The sequence below is a fragment of the Leifsonia sp. CL147 genome (assembly GCF_900114565.1).
In the GTDB taxonomy this organism is placed as follows: Bacteria; Actinomycetota; Actinomycetes; order Actinomycetales; family Microbacteriaceae; genus Leifsonia.
The window spans coordinates 330,740-348,618 of the sequence record NZ_FOTM01000001.1 but is presented as its reverse complement, the minus strand read 5'-3'; the positions used below and the strand labels follow the sequence as shown (position 1 = coordinate 348,618).

The following is a 17,879-nucleotide window of genomic DNA, read 5'->3' as shown; positions in this document are numbered from 1 at the left end:
GCATTGTGCGCACAGTCGGGTGGAGTCCCTCGCTCATCACGTCGAATCGTCGGTTCCGGGGCGTCGGCACGTATCCCCGATTCACGCCCGCCGCCGGCTGCGCCGGCACGAGATCCCCTGGCAGAACCGCACACGACGACCTGTCCCGTCACCGATTCGTGGATCCGCACCGTCGACCGGCTTCGGATGACAGGCCCAACGAAGTAATTGGAGAACCAAGATGTTCACGTGGAGAAACACTCGCCGCCTCTCGATACTGGGCGGGGTGGCGCTGACCGCCCTCCTTCTCGCCGGTTGCGGCACAACGCAGAGCGGCCAAGCAGCGGGTTCGTCGGCAGTCGACGACAAGCCGGCTACGGGCGAGCTCAATATCTGGGCGCAGGCCGCTGAAGCGGAGGCGCTGCCGAAGTTCGCCGCCGAGTTCGAGAAGCTCAACCCCGGCCTGAAGATCAATGTCACCCCGCTGCCGTGGGATGCCGCCTACAGCAAGTACCAGACCGCGATCGCCTCCGGGACGACTCCTGACATGGCCCAGATGGGCACGACATGGATGCCGAATTTCGCTGACTCGTTTGCTCCTGTTCCCACGGGCGTCAGCACGTCGGGCTTCTTCGACGGGGCGTTGAAGGTCGTGCAGGTGAAGGGGAAGACCCTCGCGGTCCCGTGGACCGCAGATCTGCGCGCGTTCTTCTACCGCAAGGATCTGGCGAAGAAGGCCGGGTACACGGAGTTCCCGAAGACCTGGGCCGAATTCAAGACGTTCGCCAAGGCACTGCAAACCAAGGCCGGAGCCAAGTGGGGGGTGTTCCTCACCGTCAAGTCGCTGCAGGACATGCTGGTGTTCCCGTATTCGGCCGGCGCTCACCTCACCAACGCAGCCCAGACGAAGTGGACCCTCGATTCGCCTGAGATGGTGAAGGCGTTGACGTATTACAAGTCGTTCTTCACCGACGGCATCGCGAACCCGAACCCGGACGGGGCGGTTTCTTCGGAGGCGGCGTTCGTCGACGGGTCCATCCCGGTCCTCATCGGTGGAGGCCAGGAGATCAGCACCATCGCTGCAGCCGGCGGCGGCGCCTCGTACAAAGACAAGATCGGTGTGGGTCTGGTGCCCGCGGACACGAGCTCGACCAGTTTCTTGGGCGGCAGCGACCTCGCCGTGTTCAAGAACTCCAAGAACCCCGACGCCGCGTGGAAGTTCATCCGCTGGCTGAGCACGCCCGCCGTCCAGGTCAAGTGGCAGCAGGCTGTCGGCGATCTGCCGACCGTCAAGGCTGCATGGGACGACCCCACGCTCAAGGACGACCCGCTGCTGAAGGTCTTCGGCGAGCAGTTGAAGAGCACGGATTCGCCGCCTTCGCTTACGTCCTGGACCGAGGTCAGCGCTGCCGGTGATAAGGCGATCGAGCAGCTCGTCCGCGGCGGCGAGAGTCCTGCCGCGGTTGCGAAGAGCCTGCAGTCCCAAGCAGAGTCCATCGGGGCGAAGTAGGAGCGATGACGATCGGCCTTCGCCCGGCCGCCACCTCCCGGCGGGCATCTCGCGGTGCCCGCCGGGCGTTGGTCGCTTGGGGCTTCTCTCTCCCGTTCGCGCTGTTCTTCAGCGTTTTCATGCTGATCCCGATCCTGTCGTCGCTGGCGATGTCGTTCACGGATTTCACGGCGGTGAACGTCCAGAACCCGTTGGCTGTCGACTTCGTCGGGTTGAGCCAATACGTCTCGGTGTTCAGCGACGGCCAGTTCTTGAGTTCGCTCGGCGTCACCGCGTACTTCGTGGTCGTCGGGCTGCCCTTGACCATCGGCCTGGCTCTCGTGCTGGCTCTGGCGCTCAACAGCGGAATCAACCGATTCCGCGCTTTCTTCCGGGTCGGGTTCTACCTCCCGGTGGTCTGCTCCATCGTCGCCATCGCGGTGATCTGGAGGTTCATCCTCCAGAACGACGGCTTCATGAACGCGATGCTGAGTTGGTTCGGCATCCAGGGACCCAACTGGCTGAACTCGACGACGTGGGCGATGCCCGCCATGATCCTGATGGCCGTGTGGCGCAACACCGGAACCTTGATGATCATCTTCCTGGCCGGACTGCAAGGAATCTCGCCGGAGATGAAGGAGGCGTCTGCGCTGGATGGGGCGGGAATCTGGCAGCGGTTCATCCACATCACCCTTCCGCTGATGCGTCCGACGCTGCTGCTCGGCGCCGTGCTCACGTCGGTGGGCTACTTGCAGTTCTTCGAAGAGCCGTTCGTGATGACCAACGGCGGGCCCCTCGGTTCGACGACCTCCGCCGCGTATTACATCTTCAACCAGTTCAGTTTCGGAAAGTACGGAACAGCATCGGCCGCCAGCTATGTGCTGTTCATCATCATCGCGCTGATATCGCTTGTGCAGTTCCGCGCTCTGCGCTCCAACGATTCAGGAGGACAATCATGACGTCGCAGACGGACAACGGCACGACCGGAGTTCTGACGGCGACCAGGACGGTCGGCGAGGGACACGTCACTCGAGCGGGAAGAGGGCCGGAGCGGCGAAGAGGGCCGGAGCGGCGCCGCACCGGGAACCCGCTCGGAACCCCGCGCTGGCTCAGAATCGTGACTTATGCAGCCCTCTCGGTCGGGCTCATTGCTTTCCTGGCACCGTTCATCATCATGCTGTCCGGCTCGCTCAAGACCCAGGGCGACATCCTCGCCAACCCGACATCCCTCATTCCCAAGGCCTTCACCCTCGGCAACTACATGGAATGGTTCCAGAAGAACGACATCCAGCAGTTCTTCGCCAACAGCCTGATCGTCGCCGTCTGCACCGTCCTCGGCAACGTCATCTTCTGTTCGATGGTCGGATACGCCCTGGCAAAACTCGACTTCCCCGGCAAGAAAGTCCTGTTCATCCTGGTCATGATCACGCTCATGACACCGGGAACGGTGACCTTCGTCCCGCTGTTCGTGCTCGTCAGCAAACTCGGCCTCCTCGGCAGCTACGCGGGACTGTTCCTGCCCTTCCTCGTCGGACCGCTCGGAGTGTTCCTCATGCGCCAGTTCATGATGGGCATCCCGGATGCGCTTATCGAGGCAGCCCGAATCGACGGGGCTAGCGAGTTCGGCATCTTCTGGCGCATCGTCCTTCCGCTGTGCGGTGCGCCGATCGCCACGCTCTCGATCCTGACCTTCCTCGGATCGTGGAACAACTTCCTCTGGCCACTCGTCGCATCGCAGAGCGAGAACACCTACACCCTCCCGATCGCGCTGTCGCTGTTCTCGAAGGGACAGGACTCCACGAACTACAGCCTCCTCCTGGCGGGAGCAGTGCTGGTCGTGGTGCCCATGATCATTCTGTTCCTCCTGCTGCAGCGCTACTTCGTGGCAAGCGTGGTCAGCTCCGGGGTGAAGTGATCAAACAGACGGCCGACACACCGTGAAGACCACGCGCGGAAGCTGAACGCTCACGGGAGGATGCCCAAGCCGCGGAGGATGGCAGCGGCGGAGTAGTAGCGCTGCCCATCGTGGTGTTTCCGCGGAGAGCCGAATATCCTCGGGTGACCCATCTCCTGCAGGGCGCCGGGGTCAAGACCGAGCGCTTGCATGGCGTCGAGGGAGAGTTCTCGACCCGTCTCGGCGCGACCGCGCAACGATGAAGGGCTGACACCCAGACACTCACTGATCGCGGCGAGGCTGTAACCGGCATCGAGCGCGCCGCCGAGCAGGATCCGCATCGTTTGAAAGGCCCGGCGGCGTTCAGGACCCGTTGCCGTGAGCTCTGCAGTGTGCGCAAGGACAAGGACCGCCTTCACGTGGCGTGGCAGTGTCGGGGCGAACCGGCCACTGCTGCCCTCCCATGGGTACGAAGGCGACGCTGTGTGCGTTCGCGCATCGGAGGCGCCCGCGGGGCTGTCCGTCTCGATCATCGGCGCCCGTTGTCGTGAATCGGTGAGAGCTCCGCGGTCAGGATCGCGTCGCATCCGCCCACGTCCCCTCCCGGCGCTTCAGCGCCCATCTCGGACAGCGTGCTCATTTCTGAATGAACCTCCCTCACCTCACCTGGGAAGCACTGACCCGTTCCCCTATTTGTTAAGAGGCCGCGAATCGCGCAGCATTACACCCGCATCGGGCGATTGCGTGCATCGCTGAGGCCGTCGTCGCGCGGTACCACGCCGCCAAGGCGGCTGGGCAGGAACGCGCAGCACGCCTGGCTCATCCCAATCAGCGCGCAGGCCTATGATTCCAACGAATCCTTCGTTACACTGAAGCGTAGGAATCGGAGGTACACCATGGCGACACTCGAACGGCGCCCGTCGCGCGAGCGAGGACGCACCTACGCGCGTGTCCGCGAAGCGCTCCTGGAGGAAGCCGGCGTCGATCTCACCCCGGACGAAGTCGGCCGCGTGGTCGAGCTCGCACGTGAGCGGAGCGCTTTGGACGAACTGACTGACGCGATGGCTCGATTCGACAGGCTGCCTCCGGCGACTGCGCGAGCGGCGCAGGCGACAGAGAACGCCGTGAAGTCGATCGAGGACGAATTCGGACTACTCACGAGTTCCCAGGTCGCACAGCTGCTCGGCTCGGCGTCGATGCCGACGGCGATGCGATCGCTGGCCAACGATATGCGCGGTCGCGGTGAGCTGCTGTACGTCCGTCGTCTCAACAAATTCCTCTACCCAGGGTTTCAGTTCGACCGCTCGCTCGGTCGCGTCCGCCCGAGCGTGAAGCGTCTTGTGGAACTGGCCCAGGCCAGCGGTTGGGACCTGGAGGACGCGGTTCTCTGGCTGTGCTCCCCGACCACGTACTTCGAGGACGAGTCTCGACCAGTCGATCACTTGGACGCCGAACCGGAGCAGGTGCTCGAAGTGGCCCAGCGCGCCTGGGGCGTGGAGTGGTAGTTCCTGATCCGCCCCAGCCGTTCGATCCAGAACCCTTCGAGCTGCAAGCGGGTCAGGAACTGTTCCGTGTGCACAACAAGAACCGGGGCGGACAGGAGTTTAATCCTGGTGCGGGCAAGGGGACCCGATTCGCCTTCTTCGGGGATCCTGTCGTGCCGGTGCTGTATGCGGCGGAGACCGAGCGGGCAGCGATTGCCGAGAGCCTCCTCCACGACATTCCCCTCACCGGAGGCCAGCTCACCCAGTCGGCTTACCAAGACCGCCGCATGTCTCAGCTGAAGACCAATCGAGACGTGCGTCTCGCGTCATTCATGGGACTCGGTTTGCGCAGGCTCGGTGTTGCCGCCGACCAGGTCACGACCACGCCGGCCGCGCACTACGACCGAACGGTTCTGTGGGCCGAGGCAGCCCACACGGCCGGCTTCGACGGACTTGTCTACATGAGCAGACAGTGCAACTCCGACCGGGCTTACGTGTTCTTCGGGGACCGGACCGACGATGCGTTCGACCGGGACCCCACCTATAGCTGGAACTTTGGCGACCCACTCGATGGGCGTGCACAGCTCATCACCTTCTGCAATGTGCTCGGCGTAGAAGTCCTCGTCCGCTGACGGCAGCCCTGCGCTGCGCTACTCGAGTCCACCCCAGACCAGGTCGGCGACGCCGAGGTTCACCAACCCGGGAGGGAGGGGACCGGATCCTGCGCCCGAAGCATCCCGATCCCCTCCTGCGGCGAAGACCCGGTCTCGCCGTCACTATTACAGATGTCACATGCGCCGAATTCTTACAGTCCGCCCACCGCGAGATGGTCGTGGTTATCAGGAGGCGGGGATGGTGACCGTTGCGTTCACTGCTGCTCCGGTGCGGTCGCCGGTGCCGTACAGGGCGGTGAGGGTGTGCGTTCCCGGTGTCCAGGGAAGCCATACCTGAGTGGTCCCGCTGCTGCCGATGGTCTGATCGGACCAGGTCCCGGCCTTCCCGTCACCGCGGAGGGTGACGGTCGCGCCTGGCACGCCGTTCAGGGTGAGGGTGAGTCCACCCGCCGCGGCCGTATAGCCGAGGGCGGGGGGTGTGGCTACGACGAGGGAGGCGGTGGTGCTGCCCGTCGGGGTCGCCGCGGTGAGGGTGTATTCGCCGGCGGCGAGCCCGGTCAGCGGTGGAGCGGACCAGGCTCCCGAGGCGTCGGCTGTGGTAAAGGCCATGACGCCGCCCTGGTCGCTGAGGACGACGCGGGCGCCGGGCGCGGCGGTTCCCTGCAGCAGAGGAAGCAAGAGCCCGGTTCTTCCCTGGTCGATGACCGTCACGGTCACCGGTGGCCCGGGCACGATCGGCACGACTATGACCACCGGGGGCGGCGGGGAGTCAGACTGCGCGGCTGAAGGCGGTGGTACGGGGTGTGACGGCGTGGGTGCGGGGTTGGGCGTCGGCACAGGCTGGGCCGTAACCGGCGGGGTCGGCGCCGGGGTGGCTGAGGCCGCGGCGGTCGGGGCTGCGACCTCGTAGGTGGTGGGCCGGGGGTCTCCCCGCCAATTCCAGCTGGCGAGGAGCACTGCTCCCAGGCCGGCCACGAGCCCGATGAGGAGAGCTGCGTGCTTCACGGGTGCTGCGCGGCTGGAGCTTGTGACCTGGTGAGCATGCTCGAGCGTGGCCGCCTGAGCCGACGGTGCCGGCCCGTTGAGGAAGTATGCGGAGGCGGCCCCGCCGCCCAGGAGCATCAGGGGCAGGACGGCCCGCAGCCGGCCGGCGACGTCGGTGGCTTCGCCGATGACGAGAGCGCATGCTGTGCACTCGCCGGTGTGGTCCTCGACACGGGAGGCGAGTTCCGGCTCGATCTTGTTGCGGGCGTAGGCGCCGGCGTGGCTGACCACCCAGTGGTGCTCGGTTCCGGGCTCGGCCGAGGATACGTGAGCCTGGATCCATGCCTGGCGGAGGCGTTCCTTCGCACGGAAGGCGAGCACGGCGACCGTTCCGGGTTTGATCCCGAGGATGGGTGCGAGCTCGGCAGGCGGCAGTTGCTCGACTTCGCTGTACCAGAGCACTTCCTGATACCGCGGGTTCAGGGTGCTGAAGGCTTTCGCGGTGAGGGTGCGATCCAGGGCTGCGATCACCGCATTCTCGCCGAAGGTGTCGTCCTCGATCAGGTCCAGTGTTCCTGGTTCGACCGCGACTTCCTTGCTCTGCCTCCCCCACTCGGCCGAGGTGTTGCGGATCACTGCATATAGATAGGAGCGGAATCCCGCGCCGCGTGGTCCGCTCCCGGACTGCATGGCCTTGAAGATCCGGGCGAAGGACTCCGACACCACGTCATCGGCATCCTGTGTGGTGATCGCCGCGGAGAACGCACGTCCGGCGGTCCAGTGCCGCTGCCAGAGCACACCGAACGCGTTCTTGTCCCCACCCCGCGCTGCCTGGATGAGCTCCGCATCCGAGGCCCTGCCGGCGTGGGCGCGTGACCGGCTGGAGGTGGACGCGGGCCGGCCGGTGTCTTGTTTCTCGGTCACCGGGTCAGTTGTTGTCGGTGCGTTCGACGCGGAGGACGCAGCGGGCTCCGGGGCTCGACAGCTTCAGGCTTCCGGTCCAGGTTTTGGTGGTGTTCGCGGGGACATGGGCGATATCGACTTCGCTGATGCCGAGGGTGTTCCCGCCGGCGAGGATGGACACGTAGATGCGATACGACTGCTCACTCGTGGTCGGGTTGGTCACCTTCCCTTTGAACGCGGCGGGTGAACTGCCGGTGTCGCAACTGGTGACGGTGACGTCTTTGAGCGCGCCCACGTAGTCCTTCTGCGACCCCGGCTGGTGGGTCAGGTCCTGGACCAGCCCGGTGCTGGGGGTGCGGGTGGCCGTGCTGGCCGCACCGGTCGGGGCGGGGTGGGGGCTGGCCGGGGTGCACCCGGCCAGCCCTGCCCCGACGGCCGCGAGGACCAGGGCACCGATGATGGGTGCGCGTGCGACGCGGGTCATGCGCTCTTCCTCCGGCGGATGATCGCGGTGCCCAGCAGCACGGCCCCGGCGAGCAGCGACAGCGCCCCGGCACCCAGGTAGGGCCAGATGTCCGCACCGGTGTGGGCGAGGACCCCGCCGACGGTGGTGAGCAGCGCCGGTGGCTGCACGGTCACGGTGACCGTGTTGCTGGGCGTGTGCACCGTCCCACCGCCCGGGGTGTTCCCGGTGGCGGTGGCGGTATTGACCACCTTCCCGGCGGCCGCGTCGGTCGCGGTGACCGTGTAGGTCGCAGTCGCAGTGACCTCCTCACCCGGCAACAGGGTGCCGGTGGTCCCGGACGGCCACACCCCGTAGGTGAGCGCCGACAGCCCCGGGAGCGGGTCGCTGACCGTGACCCCGGTGAGAGTGGTGTCACCAGTGTTCGTCACAACGAACGTGTAGGTCAGGGCCTGCCCGGCCTGCACCACACCCTGCGCGGACACCGACTTCACCACACTCACCCCCGGCGCGTGCGGCAACGGAACCGTGCTCCCGCCCGGCCCCTGCACCGGCGGCCCGGACGGCGGGTTCCCGGTCGCAGTCGCCAGGTTGGTCACAGCCCCCGCATCCACATCGGCCTGGGCGATCGTGTAGGTCGCGGTCGCCGTCACCGACTGCCCCGGCTCCAACGTCCCCGCCCCCGCCGGCCACGCACCATAGGTGAGGGCCGACAGCCCCGGCAGCGGATCGGTGATGCTCACCCCGGTCAGAGTCACGTTCCCGGTGTTGGTCGCCGTGAACGAGTAAGTGATGGTGTCACCCGCCTTCCCCGTGCCCGAGGTGACCCTCCCCGACTTCAGCAGGCTGACAGCCGGATCCGGCAACGCCGGCACCCGAGCACTCGACGGGCCACTCACCGTCGGAGTGCCCGACCCCGGCGGCGTGCCCTGCGCAGTCGCAGTGTTATCCACCTGACCGGCATCGATATCCGCCTGCGTCAACGTATACGTCGCCGTGCACGTCGTGGACGCCCCCGGCGCCAACGTCGTCGCCGGACAGGTGATCGCCGACATCGTCCCCGAACCGGTGAACGCTGTCTCGGTGACCGACACGTTCGACAGCGTTACATTCCCGGTGTTGGTGACCACGAACGAATACGTCACCAGCTGACCGACCACGTAGCTTGCCGGCGCGTTCGGCGACGCCGACTTCACCACCGTGACCGCCGGCGCCTGCGTCGCGGTCACCACCGCCGTCGACGGCGCACTGACCACCGCAGCACCCACCGGCGGGGTCCCTGTCGCAGTCGCCGTGTTCGTCACCATCCCCGCATCCACATCCGCCTGCGTCACCGTGTAAGTGGCGGTGCAGGTCGTCGACGCACCCGGCGCCAACGTGGTGGCCGGGCAGGAGATCGCGGACAGGGTCCCGGTGCCGGTGAACGCCGTCTCCGTGACACCGACCGAGCTCAACGTCACATTCCCGGTGTTCGTCACCACGAACGAGTAGTCGACGCTCTGACCAGCCGCGGTCACCACCGTGGGGGTGGCGGTCTTGGTCAGGGTGATCGCCGGGGTCGCCGGCAGCGGGATCGTGGTCCCACCCGGCGGGGAGGTGACCGGCGGACCCGACGGCGGGTTCCCCGTCGTCGTGGCAACGTTCGTCACACCGCCCGCATCCACATCCGCTTGGGTGATCGTGTAGGTCGCGGTCGCCGTCACCGACTGCCCCGGAGCCAGCGTCCCTGCGGTCCCGGACGACCAGGTGCCGTAGGTCAGCGCCGACAAGCCCGGCAGCGGATCACTGATCGTGACCCCGGTCATCGTCACGTTCCCGCTATTGGTCGCCGTGAACGTGTAGGTGATCGTGTCACCCGCGTTCCCCGTGCCCGAGCTGATCGTCCCCGACTTCACAATCGACATCGCCGGAGCCGACGTCGCGGTCACCACCGCGGTCGACGGCGCACTGACCACCGCAGCACCCACCGGCGGGGTGCCGGTCGCGGTCGCCGTGTTCGTCACCGAACCCGCATCCACATCCGCCTGCGTCACGGCATACGTCGCCGTGCAGGTCGTGGACGCGCCCGGCGCCAACGACGTGGCCGGGCAGGTGATCGCCGACACCGTCCCCGTCCCGGAGAACGCCGTCTCCGTGACCCCGACCGAGGTCAAAGTCACATTCCCGGTGTTCGTCACCACGAACGAGTACGTCACGGTGTCACCAGCCGCGGTGACCGTCGTCGGGGTGGCGGATTTCACCAGGGTGATTCCCGCAGCTTGGGTGAGGGGGATGGTGACCCCGTCCGTCCCGGTCACCGGCGGGCCCGAGGGCGGGGTTCCGGTCGCGGAGGCCAGGTTGGTCACAGCGCCCGCATCCACGTCGGCTTGGGTGATCGTGTAGGTCGCGGTCGCCGTGACCGACTCCGCCGGAGCCAGCGTTCCCGCGGTGCCCGACGGCCAGGTGCCATAAGTGAGGGCGGACAGTCCCGGAAGCGGGTCGGTGATGGCCACTCCGGTGAGGGTGACGTTGCCGGTGTTGGTCGCGGTGAAGGTGTAGGTGATCGTGTCCCCCGCGTTCCCCGTCCCGGTCGTGATCGCGCCGGTCTTCACCAGCCCGATCGCCGGGAGGGAGGTCGCCGTGACGGTCGCCGACGACGGTGTGCTGACCGCGTCGGGGCCGGTGGGCGGGGTGCCGTGCGCGAGAGCCGTGTTGGTCACGGTTCCGGCGTCGATATCGGCCTGCGTCACCGCATATGTCGCGGTGCAGGTCGTCGACGCCCCCGGCGCCAACGTCGTTGTCGGGCAGGAGATCGCCGACATCGTTCCGGTCCCGGAGAACGCGGTCTCGGTCACCCCCGCACCGGTGAGGGTGACGTTGCCGGTGTTGGTGAGCTGGAACGAGTAGGTCACCGTCTGACCGGCCGCGGTCACCGACGACGGGGACACCGATTTCAGCAGGCTGATCGCCTGGTTCCCGGTGATCGGCACCTGCGTGCTCGACGGGTTGCTCAGCACCGGGGTGCTCGAGCCGGGCGGGGTGCCCTGCGCGGTCGCCGTGTTGTTCACCTTGGTCGCGTCGATATCCGCCTGCGTCAGCGTGTACGTGGCCGTGCAGGTGGTCGATGCGCCCGGCGTCAGCGTGGTGACCGGGCAGGTGGTCGCCGACATGGTGCCGGATCCGGTGAACACCGTCTCGTTCACCGACAGGTTCGACAGGGTCACGTTGCCGGTGTTGGTCACCAGGAACGAGTACGTCACCAGCTGGCCCACGGTGTAGCTGGCCGGCGTGTTCGGGCTCGCGGTCTTCACCAGCGTCAACGTGGGCGCAGCCGGAGCCAGCACCTCCGCCGACGAGGGGGTGGACACCACCGCCGCCCCGGTGGGCGGGGTACCGTGCGCGGTCGCCGTATTGTCGACCTTCCCCGCATCCACATCCGCCTGCGTCACCGTGTAGGTGGCCGTGCAGGTCGTCGACGCGCCCGGCGCCAACGTCGTCGTCGGGCAGGTGATCGCCGACAGGGTTCCCGTCCCGGTGAACGCGGTCTCGGTGATCCCCGCACCGGTGAGAGTCACGTTCCCGGTGTTGGTGACCTTGAACGAATACGTCACCGACTGGTCCGCCGCGGTCACCGTCGACGGCGACACGGACTTCGCCAGTGCGACACCCGGCGCCGCAGTCGCGGTCACCGTCGCGGTCGACGGTGTGGACACCACCGCAGCCCCGGCAGGCGGAGTGCCGTGCGCGGTCGCCGTGTTGTCGACCTTCCCCGCATCCACATCCGCCTGCGTCACCGTGTAGGTGGCCGTGCAGGTCGTCGACGCGCCCGGCGCCAACGTGGTCGTCGGGCAGGAGATCGCTGACAGAGAACCGGTGCCCGAGAACGCGCTCTCCGTCAGCCCCACGGAGGTCAACGTCACATTCCCGGTGTTGGTCACCTGGAACGAATACGCCACCGCCTGACCTGCCGCAGTCACCGTCGTCGGCGTCGCCGTCTTCAGCAACGCGATCGCCGGGGACTGCGTCGCAGGAACCGTCACCCCGCTGTTCGCGGTCACCGTCTCGTTCAACGGGTCCAGGCCGGTGATCGTGGCCGTGTTCGCCAACGAGCCCGCGTTCACATCCGTCTGCGTCGTCGTGTACGTCGCCGTGCACACCATCGACGCCCCCGCCGCGAGCGTGCCACCCAACGCCGGGTTGCACGTCAACCCCGACAGGGTCCCCGACCCGGTGAAGGTGCCCTCCGCGATCTGCACATTGTGCAACGCCACCGCACCGGTGTTCTTCCCCGTGAACGTGTACGTCACCGACTGACCCGCCGCACTGTAGCTGGGCACACTCGCCGTCTTCACCAACGACACCGCCGCCGGGCAGCTTGTCGCGCTCGAGGTGTTGTTCCCACTGGTCGGATCCGTCTCATTAGCCGTGACGCTGGCCGTGTTGGTCACGCACGCCGTCATACCGGCAGGCGTCGAGGCGGTAATCGTGAACGACTGCGACGCCCCCACCGCCAGAGTGCCGCTGACGCAGGTGACGGCGTTCCCGCTGATCGAGCAGCCGCTGCTGCTGGCGGCGACATTCGTCAGCGGCGAAGGAACGGTGTCCGAGACAACGAATCCGGACGATGTTCCTGTTCCGTTGTTGGTTACCGTCAGGGTGTAACTGATCGTGTTTCCGGGCAAGAAGGCTGCTGGTCCGGTCTTGGAGATCGACAGATCCGTTGGGTTGCCCGGCACTGAGGTTCCGTCGATGCCGCCAGCCGAGGGGCCGTTGGACATGGCCACCAGGGTGAAGGTCGGTGTGGCGCCTCCGGGGTTGGTGATCTTAATCTGGTAGATGTCTCCGGTGGAGTTGTTATCGATGCCGAGGTTGCCGTTGCCGTAGGTCCAGGCCGCCCCGAAGCCGAGGTTGCCGGTCTCCAGGAACGAGACGGTGTACACCGTCAGCGCACCCGTGGTGGGGTTCAGCCGGTAGATGTGGTTGGCGTTATCTGCACCCCACAGGAATCCACCGATACAGGTGAAGTCGGCGGAATTCGAAGGCGCTGCCGACGACATTGTGGTGGTCGACACCACGCCTGTGCTGAGGTTGTACGAGTAAAGCGTCGTGCTGGCGCCGGCCCCGCCGATCACGTAATACGTGTTGCCGCACACTGTCCCAGTGCCTGTCGTCCCTGGGGTCAGTCCCGTCTTCACTAGCGTGGTGTATGCGCCCTGCCCGATGCGGATCAGGTCGCCGGCGTTGACGGTTTGCCCACTGCTCGTCGTACCAGTAGTCGACGCGACGCCGTAGATGTACCCGTCTACCGTCCAGAACCCGATCGAGTTGTACACGAAGTTGCTCGCTACGCCCTGTGCCGAGAACGTGGTAGTTCCCGTTCCGTCCGTTACCGCCTGGTAAAGGGTCGTCCCGCCGGCAGTGTTCGTCGAGATAAATACCTGAGGGGTCGTCGTACTCCATGGGGAACCCGCAGCCGCGGACGCAGGGCTGGTGCCGATGGTGATGCCGATGAGTGCCGTCGTGATCGCGAGCACGAACGCGACGAGTCGGCTGGGCTGCCAGCGACGATCGCGTAGGCGAGCGCGGTGACGCGGCCCGCGTGACCCCCCGGTCAGCTCCAGTACGGCTGCTGTGTTCGAACTCATTCTCGGCCCCTCACCTTGCGGTCTTCCAGAGAAGTGCGAGACGACCGCCCCGAAGGGTCGTATAAGCCGCCTCACAGGTTAAGAGCCGAATTGCAGCCATGGATTACACCTGGATCCCAGCTTTGTCGGCCCCAGTTCGGGGGGTATGGGCCATGCCCGATCGGGACGGTCGGCACCGGCCCGACGGCATGCCGACGACGTCGCGCGATCCCCGTCTCAGCCTGTGGACAACAGGCGATGCTGGTCCGGCCGGCCGGTCGGCGCAGACACGTCGTCCCGGCAACGAGTGCACTGCACTGTCCGTGTAAGTGAGGACTTTCGGTCGGGTCGGGAGGGTCGCCACTGTTAGCGCTGCGTTCGATCCGCCGTAGCGGGGTCGGGTCGCATGCCACTTCGGCAGGCGCTGTGCGGTGACGATCGGGAGGTCTCGAAAATGCAGAATGTGATGGTTGTGGGCGGCCGATTGACGGGAACGGCAGCATTCATCCAACTGGCGACGCAGTTGAGCCCCGGGTCGCGGGTGACGATCGTGGACCCGGCCCTGGAGGACTATCCCGCGGTGTTCGGGGATCCCGCACCGCATCTGCTGTGCAACACGTCGGCGCACATCGGGTCACTGCTTCCCGAGGTTCCGGATGACTTCCTGTCGTACCTGCCGCCGAGCGTGGATCCGAACGGGGTGCCCCGGTATCTGGTCGGGCGGTACGCGGCCTCGCGTTTCCAGCACTACCGGCGGGTGGCGGCATCGCGGGGAGTGGAGACGGTCACTGTCCGCGGGACGGTGACGAGCATCACCCGGGCTCCGGATGGCTACCTCGTGCGCCTCGCCGCGGGGGCCCCGCTCACCGCGACGGACGTGATCCTCGCGATGGGGCCGGGGCCGGCACGCCTGGTGCCCGGCCCGCCGAGTGTGTCACCGTACCCGACCACCCCGCTGCTCGACCGGACTCCCGAGCGCGCGGTGGTGGTGGGGATGGGATCGGGCGGAATCGATGCGGCGCTCGTGCTCGCCAACGCCGGGGTGGAGGTGACCATCGTCTCGCGATCCGGATACTTCCCGGCGGTCCGGACCCGCACTCTGCGCACGGGCACGGTGATGGTCGAGCCAGGGCGCGAGCAACTGCACCTGCGCACGGTGCTCGAGCGGTTCTCGATCGACCGGCAGGGCTCGTTCGCCGGTTTCCCTGAACCCGCCGGTCACCCCGCGGATCAGCTTCGGCGCGACCTGGACGCCGCCTCTCCCGAGGACACACCGTGGCAGGATGCACTGGCAGATGTGGTCTACCTGCTGGGCTCGAGATCGCTGCAACTCAGCGACCCGCCTGCGTTCGTCTGGCGCCACCTGACCTCGGTGATGGCCACCACCGCCACCATGCTGAACCGCCACATCGAAACCGGTGCGGTCACCCCTGCCCGGCTGGACGACGTGGACGTGGAGGCGTTCCCGCTCGTCGTGTCGGCGATCGGCACCGACGCCTACCCCCTCCACGGGAGCTCGACGGGGCTGCGGCTCGGCCCGCCGACTGCGGGGACGCGGCCCATCACCCAGCTCGACGACACCCTGCGGGTGGTCCTTCCCGGGCGACAGCAGCCGGAACGGATCTGGGCGATCGGACCCACGGCGGGCATCGCCCGGCTCACCTCCAGCGCGCTCTGCGTCGCCGTAGCCCAGGCGCGCGAGGCGGTCGAGCAGGTCACCAGCCGGCCGGCCGAGTCCGACGCGGAGGCCTTCGGAGAAGAGTTCGCGGCGGTCTCCGCCTAGCAGGTGGAACCCTTCCCGGAAACGACGGTGCACGTGAGTGAAATAGAACAGCGGGAATCTCATCTGTTAAGGCGAGAGCGAGGTTCCAGATGGACGTGATGACCAAGACCGCAGATACGCCCCCGGGCGATGACCCGCCGTGGGTCCTGCTGCGCGCGGCGATCGCCGAGGACCTGATCGAGAAGCTGCCCCGATTCGTGCCCCTCGTCAGCCTGACGAGCACCCTGCACGTGCCGACCCTCCGGGTGGCCTTGGCGATCCGTGACGGGTCGCTCACCGTCCGCCGCCGGGGCGCGATCCGCTACATGGACACGCTCCGCAGCAAAGGGTTCCTCGCCAATGAGACCTCCATCCGCCTCCCCCTGCCTCAGGGAGGCCGGCCGTTCCTCGAAGGGGCCACCGTCACCTTGACCATCCACGTCCCCCGGGAGATCGCAGACAACCTTGCCATCCGCAGCGCCGAAAGCGGCATGCCCCGTGAGGACATCGCCGCCGGCATCCTCTCCGGCGCACTTCGACGTGACAACCGAGACCCGGAGCGTCAGCGATGACCTTCGCGGATCCCGCCGATCCAGGCGCAGAACCCGAACACTTCGCCGCGGGCGCCGGCGGAGACCGTGACGAGAGCGCTCACCTCGAGATCTACCTCAGCAGCAGAGATGGCGCCCCCATCGCCATGGCGTGCACCTGCGGCATCGGTAAGGACCACACGTTCGAGAGCCTCAAGCAGCGTCTTTCCGTGGCTCCCGGCTAGTCACCGCACGATCTCATGGTGCTCAACCGATTGAGCTGATAGCGTGGGCCGACCACATGCGGTCACCGGCGAAGGAGATCTCAGATGCGCAGCCCATTGAGTGCGGGTCGTGATGGACGACACGTTTCGTGACGCCGACGCGGAGCTGATCTCCCGGGTTCGGCAAGGGCAGACCAGCGCTTACGCCGAACTCTGGATCCGCCATCGACCTCTGGCATTGAGCGTCGCCCGGCACACCGATCCGCACGGGGACCCAGAAGACCCGGTCTCCGAAGCCTTCACCAGTGTCTACGTGGTCCTGCGGGCCGGCGGCGGCCCCACGACCGCATTCCGGCCCTACCTGGCCACCGCCGTCCACCGCTCAGCGATCCGGCACGCTCGCGCTCGCGCGTCGCTCAGCCTTGCCGTCACGCTCGACGAGCACAGCCTCGACGATCCCGATGCCCTGCCCTCGCTCGACCGCCTCGCTGTCCGCGAGACTCTTGCAAAACTGCCTCCGCAGTACCGGCAGATCCTCGTTCTCATGCTCGTCCATGGGTACGACGTGCGCGCCGCCGCGTCACAGCTCGGCATCAGCTACAACGCCACCACCATCCTCGCGATGCGGGCACGCAACCGGTTCCGCACCCTCTGGCACGGCGACCAGCTCCCGTTCACCCGACCCTGATCCCGGCCGGCCGCCGCGGCCTGGCGCCGCATGAGCACCCACGAGGCGTGACCATCCGCATCACCCCCATCCGGGGGTGAGTCCGTTGAGATCACTGGGAGAGCGAGTCCGGGACCTTGACGGTGTACGGAGCGGTCTGCCATAAAGAGCTGCCGGCCGGCAGCCGATTGCGAGAGGGAAGAGCATGGACTCGAACGAGACAGGGCTTGAATCAGCCATCCCGGCGCACCTCAGGGTCGAGGGAAGCCGGTCACCACGCGGGGACGATGGCCGGACGCCGCCGTACCCGTCCTACTCCGCACGCTTCCCCGAAACCGTCCGTGCTGTCGCGTGCGCGTTCCTCGGCGTTCAAAGCGCTCGACCGTTGTCGACCGCGGCGAGGGCGGCCTCGGCCGAGATCTGGGAGCTCTGCTCCGGAGAGAACGGGCCGTCATCGCGCGAGCGGGCGACCCATACCGATGAGCAGGGGTTCGACAACCTGGTCATCATCGCCTACTGGGACGACGTCGAGGCCTATCGACGCTGGTTCACCGGCAACCGCGATTCCGTGATCGGCTCGAACGCGGAGCTTGCGGACCACGGCCGGTGGATCGAAGCCGTCACCCCGGCCGCGACAGGCTTGGAGACTTTGTACTCGTCGAACACCTTCCCGGAGGGGGTCGCACAGGTGGCCGCCGATGGCTTCAGCGCGGACATCCGCGAGCACGGGTACTGGGGAAGCATGCGCGATCGTCTCCCCCGTTCGCAGACCGAGACGCTCGATCCGGAAGGCGCACCCTCCGTGCCGGGCGGTTCCGGCATCATTCACGTCGAGCCCCACGAGAATCTCGCGATCATCCGCTCAGGTCAGGACTGGAGCGGCTGCGAGCAGCCCGAACGCGACTCCTACTTCGGCGATGTCGAGCCCCACTTGCGTGCAGGCATGGACTTCCTGACCGCCGGCGGCTCCTCGATCGGCTGCTACGCGAACAGATACCTGACCAGCACCGGCGCCGACGGCGGACTGCTCCCTCAGACCTTCGGCCTCAGCTTCTGGCGCAGCCTGGAGGACCTGGAGCGCTGGGCGAGCTCGCATCCCACCCACCTGGCCATCTTCGGTTCCGCCATGAGGTTCCTCCAGGCGAACGCCGGCGCCCGCCTCCGCCTCAGCCACGAGGTCTACGTCCTCAGGCGCGAAGAACAGCACTTCGAATACCACAACTGCCACCCCACGACCGGGATGCTCGGCGCAGCCAGGTCAGACAACGGCCGATAGTCGATCG

Annotated in this window: 14 protein-coding genes; 10 read left to right on the top strand and 4 right to left on the bottom strand. The window is 66.9% G+C overall.

Annotated features, from left to right (window positions below; all coding sequences use genetic code 11):
- Positions 1–265 precede the first annotated feature (265 nt).
- The 3 genes from BM287_RS01685 to BM287_RS01675 are packed head-to-tail and all read left to right on the top strand — an operon-like array spanning position 266 to position 3,383.
- Positions 266–1,489, top strand: coding sequence for an extracellular solute-binding protein (locus BM287_RS01685; RefSeq protein WP_244527816.1), 1,224 nt, complete (start codon positions 266–268; stop codon positions 1,487–1,489).
- A gap of 5 nt (positions 1,490–1,494) precedes the next feature.
- Complete coding sequence (locus BM287_RS01680) at positions 1,495–2,427, top strand: carbohydrate ABC transporter permease (RefSeq protein ID WP_090034913.1); 933 nt, start codon at positions 1,495–1,497, stop codon at positions 2,425–2,427.
- Entirely contained in the window at positions 2,424–3,383 is a 960-nt protein-coding gene (locus BM287_RS01675) for a carbohydrate ABC transporter permease (RefSeq protein WP_090034917.1), read from the top strand. The genes BM287_RS01680 and BM287_RS01675 overlap by 4 nt, the downstream gene beginning before the upstream one ends.
- Before the next feature lie 50 nt (positions 3,384–3,433).
- On the opposite strand, the gene BM287_RS01670 is transcribed toward BM287_RS01675, so the two are convergent.
- Positions 3,434–3,781: a hypothetical protein gene (locus tag BM287_RS01670; RefSeq protein WP_139230588.1), complete on the bottom strand. Its 348-nt coding sequence runs from the start codon at positions 3,779–3,781 to the stop codon at positions 3,434–3,436.
- 477 nt (positions 3,782–4,258) lie between these two features.
- Here BM287_RS01670 and BM287_RS01665 point away from each other — a divergent pair, with 477 nt between their 5' ends.
- Both BM287_RS01665 and BM287_RS01660 read left to right on the top strand, forming a co-directional pair.
- Positions 4,259–4,867: a hypothetical protein gene (locus BM287_RS01665; protein ID WP_090034922.1), complete on the top strand. Its 609-nt coding sequence runs from the start codon at positions 4,259–4,261 to the stop codon at positions 4,865–4,867.
- Complete coding sequence (locus BM287_RS01660; protein WP_090034925.1) at positions 4,861–5,478, top strand: RES family NAD+ phosphorylase; 618 nt, start codon at positions 4,861–4,863, stop codon at positions 5,476–5,478. The genes BM287_RS01665 and BM287_RS01660 overlap by 7 nt, the downstream gene beginning before the upstream one ends.
- Before the next feature lie 207 nt (positions 5,479–5,685).
- Here BM287_RS01660 and BM287_RS18170 read toward each other — a convergent pair whose 3' ends face one another.
- From BM287_RS18170 to BM287_RS01645, 3 genes are read right to left on the bottom strand one after another with little or no spacing between them, the layout of a single operon-like run.
- On the bottom strand, positions 5,686–7,368 hold the full coding sequence (locus BM287_RS18170; protein WP_090034928.1) for a sigma-70 family RNA polymerase sigma factor: 1,683 nt from the start codon (positions 7,366–7,368) through the stop codon (positions 5,686–5,688).
- A gap of 4 nt (positions 7,369–7,372) precedes the next feature.
- Positions 7,373–7,831 carry a hypothetical protein gene (locus BM287_RS01650; RefSeq protein ID WP_090034932.1) on the bottom strand — a complete coding sequence of 153 codons (459 nt, stop codon included), beginning with the start codon at positions 7,829–7,831 and terminating at the stop codon, positions 7,373–7,375.
- The gene (locus BM287_RS01645) at positions 7,828–13,434 is read right to left on the bottom strand and encodes a beta strand repeat-containing protein (protein ID WP_090034935.1); all 5,607 of its coding nucleotides are present in this window, start codon (positions 13,432–13,434) and stop codon (positions 7,828–7,830) included. Before BM287_RS01645 ends, BM287_RS01650 begins: the two co-directional genes overlap by 4 nt.
- Positions 13,435–13,879: 445 nt before the next feature.
- Between BM287_RS01645 and BM287_RS01640 the strand changes: the two genes are divergently transcribed.
- From BM287_RS01640 to BM287_RS01620, 5 genes are all read left to right on the top strand, one after another.
- Positions 13,880–15,196, top strand: a complete 1,317-nt coding sequence (locus BM287_RS01640) for an FAD/NAD(P)-binding protein (protein WP_244527830.1) — start codon at positions 13,880–13,882, stop codon at positions 15,194–15,196.
- A gap of 89 nt (positions 15,197–15,285) precedes the next feature.
- A complete protein-coding gene (locus tag BM287_RS01635) occupies positions 15,286–15,747 on the top strand; it encodes a hypothetical protein (protein ID WP_090034941.1) in 462 nt (153 codons plus the stop codon).
- A complete protein-coding gene (locus BM287_RS01630) occupies positions 15,744–15,950 on the top strand; it encodes a hypothetical protein (RefSeq protein WP_090034943.1) in 207 nt (68 codons plus the stop codon). Before BM287_RS01635 ends, BM287_RS01630 begins: the two co-directional genes overlap by 4 nt.
- 112 nt (positions 15,951–16,062) lie before the next feature.
- Positions 16,063–16,617: an RNA polymerase sigma factor gene (locus tag BM287_RS01625; protein WP_090107261.1), complete on the top strand. Its 555-nt coding sequence runs from the start codon at positions 16,063–16,065 to the stop codon at positions 16,615–16,617.
- A gap of 184 nt (positions 16,618–16,801) precedes the next feature.
- A complete protein-coding gene (locus tag BM287_RS01620; RefSeq protein ID WP_090034948.1) occupies positions 16,802–17,872 on the top strand; it encodes a phenylacetaldoxime dehydratase family protein in 1,071 nt (356 codons plus the stop codon).
- The last annotated feature ends 7 nt before the right edge of the window (positions 17,873–17,879 follow it).

What these genes read in the sequence shown, in the direction of transcription:
- BM287_RS01675 (WP_090034917.1), top strand. Translation starts at nt 2,424, where the DNA reads ATGACGTCGCAGACGGACAACGGCACGACCGGAGTTCTGACGGCGACC.
- BM287_RS01645 (WP_090034935.1), bottom strand. Translation starts at nt 13,434, where the DNA reads ATGAGTTCGAACACAGCAGCCGTACTGGAGCTGACCGGGGGGTCACGC.
- BM287_RS01665 (WP_090034922.1), top strand. Translation starts at nt 4,259, where the DNA reads ATGGCGACACTCGAACGGCGCCCGTCGCGCGAGCGAGGACGCACCTAC.
- BM287_RS01620 (WP_090034948.1), top strand. Translation starts at nt 16,802, where the DNA reads ATGGACTCGAACGAGACAGGGCTTGAATCAGCCATCCCGGCGCACCTC.
- BM287_RS01635 (WP_090034941.1), top strand. Translation starts at nt 15,286, where the DNA reads ATGGACGTGATGACCAAGACCGCAGATACGCCCCCGGGCGATGACCCG.
- BM287_RS01625 (WP_090107261.1), top strand. Translation starts at nt 16,063, where the DNA reads ATGGACGACACGTTTCGTGACGCCGACGCGGAGCTGATCTCCCGGGTT.
- BM287_RS01650 (WP_090034932.1), bottom strand. Translation starts at nt 7,831, where the DNA reads ATGACCCGCGTCGCACGCGCACCCATCATCGGTGCCCTGGTCCTCGCG.
- BM287_RS01630 (WP_090034943.1), top strand. Translation starts at nt 15,744, where the DNA reads ATGACCTTCGCGGATCCCGCCGATCCAGGCGCAGAACCCGAACACTTC.
- BM287_RS01680 (WP_090034913.1), top strand. Translation starts at nt 1,495, where the DNA reads ATGACGATCGGCCTTCGCCCGGCCGCCACCTCCCGGCGGGCATCTCGC.
- BM287_RS01640 (WP_244527830.1), top strand. Translation starts at nt 13,880, where the DNA reads ATGGTTGTGGGCGGCCGATTGACGGGAACGGCAGCATTCATCCAACTG.